At 65.5% G+C, this 4,716-nt stretch carries 8 protein-coding genes; 1 reads left to right on the plus strand and 7 read right to left on the minus strand.

Annotated features, from left to right (window positions below; all coding sequences use genetic code 11):
• Positions 1-669, minus strand: a 669-nt coding sequence (locus AC1D15_RS18660) for an NRAMP family divalent metal transporter (RefSeq protein WP_477827156.1), incomplete at its 3' end; no start/stop codon positions are given.
• 71 nt (positions 670-740) lie between these two features.
• Here AC1D15_RS18660 and AC1D15_RS18665 point away from each other — a divergent pair.
• A complete protein-coding gene (locus AC1D15_RS18665; protein ID WP_477827157.1) occupies positions 741-998 on the plus strand; it encodes a hypothetical protein in 258 nt (85 codons plus the stop codon).
• A gap of 52 nt (positions 999-1,050) precedes the next feature.
• Here the strand turns inward: AC1D15_RS18665 and AC1D15_RS18670 are convergent, their stop codons facing one another.
• From AC1D15_RS18670 to AC1D15_RS18695, 6 genes are all read right to left on the minus strand, one after another.
• Positions 1,051-1,284, minus strand: coding sequence for a hypothetical protein (locus AC1D15_RS18670; RefSeq protein WP_477827158.1), 234 nt, complete (start codon positions 1,282-1,284; stop codon positions 1,051-1,053).
• 196 nt (positions 1,285-1,480) lie between these two features.
• Entirely contained in the window at positions 1,481-2,980 is a 1,500-nt protein-coding gene (locus AC1D15_RS18675) for an FAD-dependent monooxygenase (RefSeq protein WP_477827159.1), read from the minus strand.
• Between the two features lie 190 nt (positions 2,981-3,170).
• Complete coding sequence (locus AC1D15_RS18680) at positions 3,171-3,404, minus strand: hypothetical protein (RefSeq protein WP_477827160.1); 234 nt, start codon at positions 3,402-3,404, stop codon at positions 3,171-3,173.
• Between the two features lie 46 nt (positions 3,405-3,450).
• Complete coding sequence (locus tag AC1D15_RS18685; RefSeq protein WP_477827161.1) at positions 3,451-3,873, minus strand: Hsp20/alpha crystallin family protein; 423 nt, start codon at positions 3,871-3,873, stop codon at positions 3,451-3,453.
• Between the two features lie 41 nt (positions 3,874-3,914).
• The gene (locus tag AC1D15_RS18690; protein WP_465113400.1) at positions 3,915-4,367 is read right to left on the minus strand and encodes an Hsp20/alpha crystallin family protein; all 453 of its coding nucleotides are present in this window, start codon (positions 4,365-4,367) and stop codon (positions 3,915-3,917) included.
• A gap of 149 nt (positions 4,368-4,516) precedes the next feature.
• The coding region (locus AC1D15_RS18695) for a hypothetical protein (protein WP_477827162.1) at positions 4,517-4,716 on the minus strand (200 nt) is incomplete at its 5' end.

Consider the following 4,716-nt stretch of genomic DNA (forward strand, 5'->3'; position numbering starts at 1 on the left):
CTCCTGCGCCGCCTGCCAGACGAAGAGGTACGGGCTGATGGTGGTGACGAGGAACGCGACGAGGGTGGGCACGTAGTCCCTGCTCCACACGAAGTGCGGCAGCAGCGCGCCGTGCAGCGCGGCGCGCCAGTCCACGTGCACGGCGAACGCCACCCCCACGTAGGCGAACAGGCTCAGCGTGAGCCATTTGAGGATGCCGACGTAGCGCCTGTACGGCAGCCACACCTGCAGCGCGAGCGACAGCAGCCCGAACCCGACCGCGTACGCCGCGGTCGGGCCGCCCACCACGTGCGCCACCGCATCGGCCATCGCGTTGAGGTCGGCGCCGAGGTTGATCACGTTCGCCACGACCAGCAGCGAGACCAGTCCGATCACGAGCCAGGACGGGCACAGCTTTGCGAAGTTCTCGGTCAGGCCGCGGCCGGTGATGCGACCGATGCGGGCGCTGGCCAGCTKTATGCCCACCATCAGGGGAAAGGTCAACAGCACGCTCCAGCCCATGCCGTAGCCGAATTGCGCGCCGGCCTGCGTGTAGGTGGCGATGCCGCTCGGGTCGTCGTCGGCCGCGCCGGTGATTAGTCCGGGGCCGAGCGTCTTCCACCACGCGAGCCGCGCGGCGGCGGGGTCGGGGTGGGGAGCGGAGGCCTTGGCCGTCGTTGCAAGGGGCATGCCGTCGATCATCGAAGGCCGACACGCCACCCCGGATAGGACCCCGACACCGCCTAGCGTAGGACAAGCGCGTGAGCTGGATCGAGGCGCCTGGCGAACTGTGCCACGTCCTTGATCGGATTGGCTGGCCGTGCGGAGCTCGAACCAGCGACCACGCGTCCATTCGACAGCTCGGCGCGCAGGTGTTCCAGGAAGTCGAGTCCGCGGCGATTCATCGCCTGGACGTGAGCACATGGGGTGTTCACGGCCAGCCAGGTGCTGTCGCTCATGGCTGGCAGCATTCGGGTAGGCTATGCGGGATGATCACTGGATTGAAAAAGGTCGATTGAGCTGACGCCCTGCAGCGAACCTCAGGTCGCAGCCCAGTTTCAACGTTTGGCATCAAGGAGAAGCACTGTGGATGAAAAGCAGAGCGAGATCCGCGAACACCACCTTGGCGTTGGCATAGCGTGGGGCACAGCACTTGGCCTGGCCGCTGGCGCCGGTTTCGGCGTTGCCCTTGGTCACTTGGCCTTGGGTATTGGCATCGGCCTCGCAGTTGGCGTTGGCATTGGCATCGCACTGGGTGCGGCCCTGGGCGACAAGCGCGCCAACGCGGCCCGGGAGCCAGCGCATACGTATGCTCACGGCAGTGATGCCTAGCCAGTCGCTAGACCGACGCTCGGCGTGAAGCCGCGGCCTCGACTCTGCGTCACCATTGAGCGATTTGATTGCTGGCGCAGAGGCTGCCGGGCTGACGGGTCGATCTGCCCCCAAGCGAGACAGGAGACTGCGCTCGCCTCGTCCGCAGCACACCATCAAGCCGGGTGGGCTACGTCGCCGCAGGCGGCCCGAACCAGGTGGTCAATGCATCGACGAGCCCGAATGGAGCAGTGTCTCCGACCCAAGCCACATGGCCGTCAGGCCGAATCAACACCGCGGTGGGAGCCGTGACCACCCCGAGTGCCGGAAGCTCCCACGTACCGACGTATTTCGCGTCGACGAGCCGAACCCGATCTGCCCACGCAGCGATGTCAAAGCTCCCGGGTTCACCAACGTTGAGCAGCACCGGTCGGGCATCATGCAGCAGGGTGAAGACCCGCAGCGGGCCGATCGCGGTGACCAGGTCGAGATCGGGCATGCGGCGTCCGAGCAGCGGGTGGCCCTTGCCGAGGTCGTAGTGAATGTCCAGGCCGGACATCTCCGCAGCGATTCGTTTGCGCGGCTCCTCCATCTTGAGGAAGTCGCCCACGATGTCGCGGACAGCCAGTGTGCGAGCGTCCTCGCGATGCAGTGCAACCTGCGCCATCGTGGTCTTGAGCACGCGCGCACCGACCGGGTGACGCTCGGCGTGATACGTGTCGAGCAAGCTCTCCGGTGACGTCCCCTTGATCACCTGCGCCAGCTTCCACCCGAGGTTCACCGCATCCTGCACGCCCGTGTTGAGCCCCAGTCCGCCGATCGGCGAGTGAACATGGGCGGCGTCGCCGGCGAGCAGCACGCGTCCACGGCGATACTGCGCGGCCTGCCGCGTCGTGTCGGTGAACCTGGAGATCCAGGTCGGGCTGTGGACGCCATAGTCGGTGCCGCACGCGGCGATGAGCCGCTCYTTGAGATCGCGCAGCGTCGGCTCGGTGCCTGCATTCGGGTTCGGCTCGGTCACCATGACACCAATCGGGCCCACATCCTTGTAGATGATCTCGCTGCCTTTGATCTCGTACTCCGACCGCCCGAAGGCATACACGCCGGCAGACGACCGATGCACCCCGTACGGAGGCGTTTCCGTCATTTCCACTTCCGCGAGGATGTTGCTCGTGGTCGGATCCCAACCCGGGAAGTCAATGCCCGCCGTCTTGCGAATGATGCTGCGTCCGCCGTCGCACCCGACGAGATACAGCGCCCTCAGTGACCGACCGTCGGCGAGTGCGACGTCGACACCGCCGTCGTGCTGCACGAATCCCGTGATTTCACGGCCGTAGAGGATGGGCACCTTGAGCTCGGTGACCCAGGTGGCCAGGAGGCGCTCGATGTGCTTCTGCCGCAGCGCCAGCCCGTAGTTGTGGCGAGTCGGGAAATCGCTGATGTCCAGGCGGGTGAGGGCGAAGCCCGTGACCTGCGCGGTTTGTCCCGCCGCGAGGAATCGATCCGCGATGCCGCGCTGGTCGAGCACTTCAATGGTTCGCGAGGAGATTCCCAGGGCGCGCGCACCGGAGAGTTCTTGATGGGGACGGCGCTCGACGACAGCGACGTCCACGCCTGCCAGCGCCAATTCACCTGCCAACATCAGCCCCGTCGGACCTCCGCCGGCGATCACCACCGCATGCTCAATCATCGTTCGTGTGCTCCCGGAATCAGTCCCTCATCCGCGTGGCAGGGCGCGCAGGAAGTCCTCGGTGCGCTGCCGGGTCAAGTCCGAGCATCGAATGAAATAGCACGGCAAAAGGCATGACCAATGGCAAATCCAGGCAGGCCGTAGCCGGCCAGGAGCGGGCCCCCTGTGACCGACCGCTTCTAGGCCAACTTTATTCGGATGCCGGCTCTTCGTGCAGAACGCGTTCGATGTCAGCCTCCGAGCGCACTGGGATGTGGATGTCATCGCCGCGTGCGTCGGCACCTAGAAATCGGAAAGCTTCCGAGATGCCATCGAGCGGCACCTTCAGCCTGAATCGCTGGACGACATGCTCGCCCGGGACGACGGAGGCCCGCCGGCCGGTAGCGGTGTAACCGGCCAGGCGAGCGCTCTCGGGCACGACCACGCGATAGCAATCCGCAGGCATGGCGCAATACCGTTCAAGCCGAGTGTCAGCCCGCACGCACGGAGATCTTCTTCGCTTGCGCATGGGCCTGCTTCGGGATGCGCAGACTCAGGACTCCATCCTTGATGTTGGCCTCGATGCGGCCGGCGTCAAGCTCCCGGCTGAGCGTGAAGGTGCGACGGAAGCACGGCACGCTGACTTCAGCCCACAGCGCGCGCATGTCTTCCGCCGTGGCGATGCTTGCTTGCCCTTCGATGGCAAGCGAGTCGCCGTGCAGGCGAACGTCGAGGTTCTCCCGCGAAACGCCCGGCATGTCCGCGAGCAGCGTGATGCCACCGGCATCTTCGAAGATATCCGCTGCGGGTGCGACGGCGCGTTGCGAGCGTTCGCTCGATTCCATGCGTGCGTCTTGGGGTCGCGTCGGGTTGCTGCGGTCGGGTGCAGCAGTAGCCAGGTCGGTGTTGGACATGACAGTTCCTTTCATGGTCTGTTGGACGAGAGGACGCGGTATCAGCGAACCGCGATGCGCGTGGGCTGAGCCGCCTCTTGCAGACCGACGCTGACCCGTAGAACACCGTCGCGATACGTCGCTTCCACTTTCGCCGTGTCGGCATCGTCGGGCAGCGTCAGCGCCCGGGTGAAGCGTCCCATCGGGCGCTCTGCGGCGTACGTCTGCACCTTCAGATCGCCGCCAGGCGCCGAGCCGCGGCGCTCGCCGGAAATCTTCAGGACACCCCGTTCCACCGTCACATCGATGGACGCCGCATCAAGGCCGGGCGCAAACGCATAGACCTCCAAGGTCTTCGTGGTACGGCCGACGTTGATGCCGGGAAAACTACCGGCGGCGACGGAGCGTATTGCGTCCGGCGTGCCGTCCCCGGTCAATGAGCGCGTGAGCGCCTGGTGCAGCGTGGTCAGCTGGTCGAGGAGCCCCTGAGGGCGATAGAACATGGTATCGAGCATGTCGGACCTCCTTCAGTAAATAGTGATGCCAATGCGGGGCATCGCCGCGAATGACTGCTTGGTGGCCCCGGAGCGAGCCCTGTGAACGGACTGCGCGGCGGTGTGATGGCGCCTGCGAGTGCAGTCATGCTGGTTTACGCCATCGGTAGTCAGCGACCCACGTGACCGCGGTCACGCGGTGAAAAATCGACAGGCACCAATGGCGTCGGTGTGGGCTTCAGTTTGCGCAGCGTCTCTCGCGCCACGAAGTAGGCGCGAAGCTGGTTCGGGCTCATCCACGAGACGCGGAGCGACGTTGCGCGTTTGGCGGAGCCGGTCGGCGTGCGATCTGATGTGCGAGACATGATTC

The sequence above is a fragment of the Rhizobacter sp. P2_H2 genome, from assembly GCF_056403375.1.

What these genes read in the sequence shown, in the direction of transcription:
- AC1D15_RS18685 (WP_477827161.1), bottom strand. Translation starts at nt 3,873, where the DNA reads ATGTCCAACACCGACCTGGCTACTGCTGCACCCGACCGCAGCAACCCG.
- AC1D15_RS18670 (WP_477827158.1), bottom strand. Translation starts at nt 1,284, where the DNA reads ATGCGCTGGCTCCCGGGCCGCGTTGGCGCGCTTGTCGCCCAGGGCCGC.
- AC1D15_RS18690 (WP_465113400.1), bottom strand. Translation starts at nt 4,367, where the DNA reads ATGCTCGATACCATGTTCTATCGCCCTCAGGGGCTCCTCGACCAGCTG.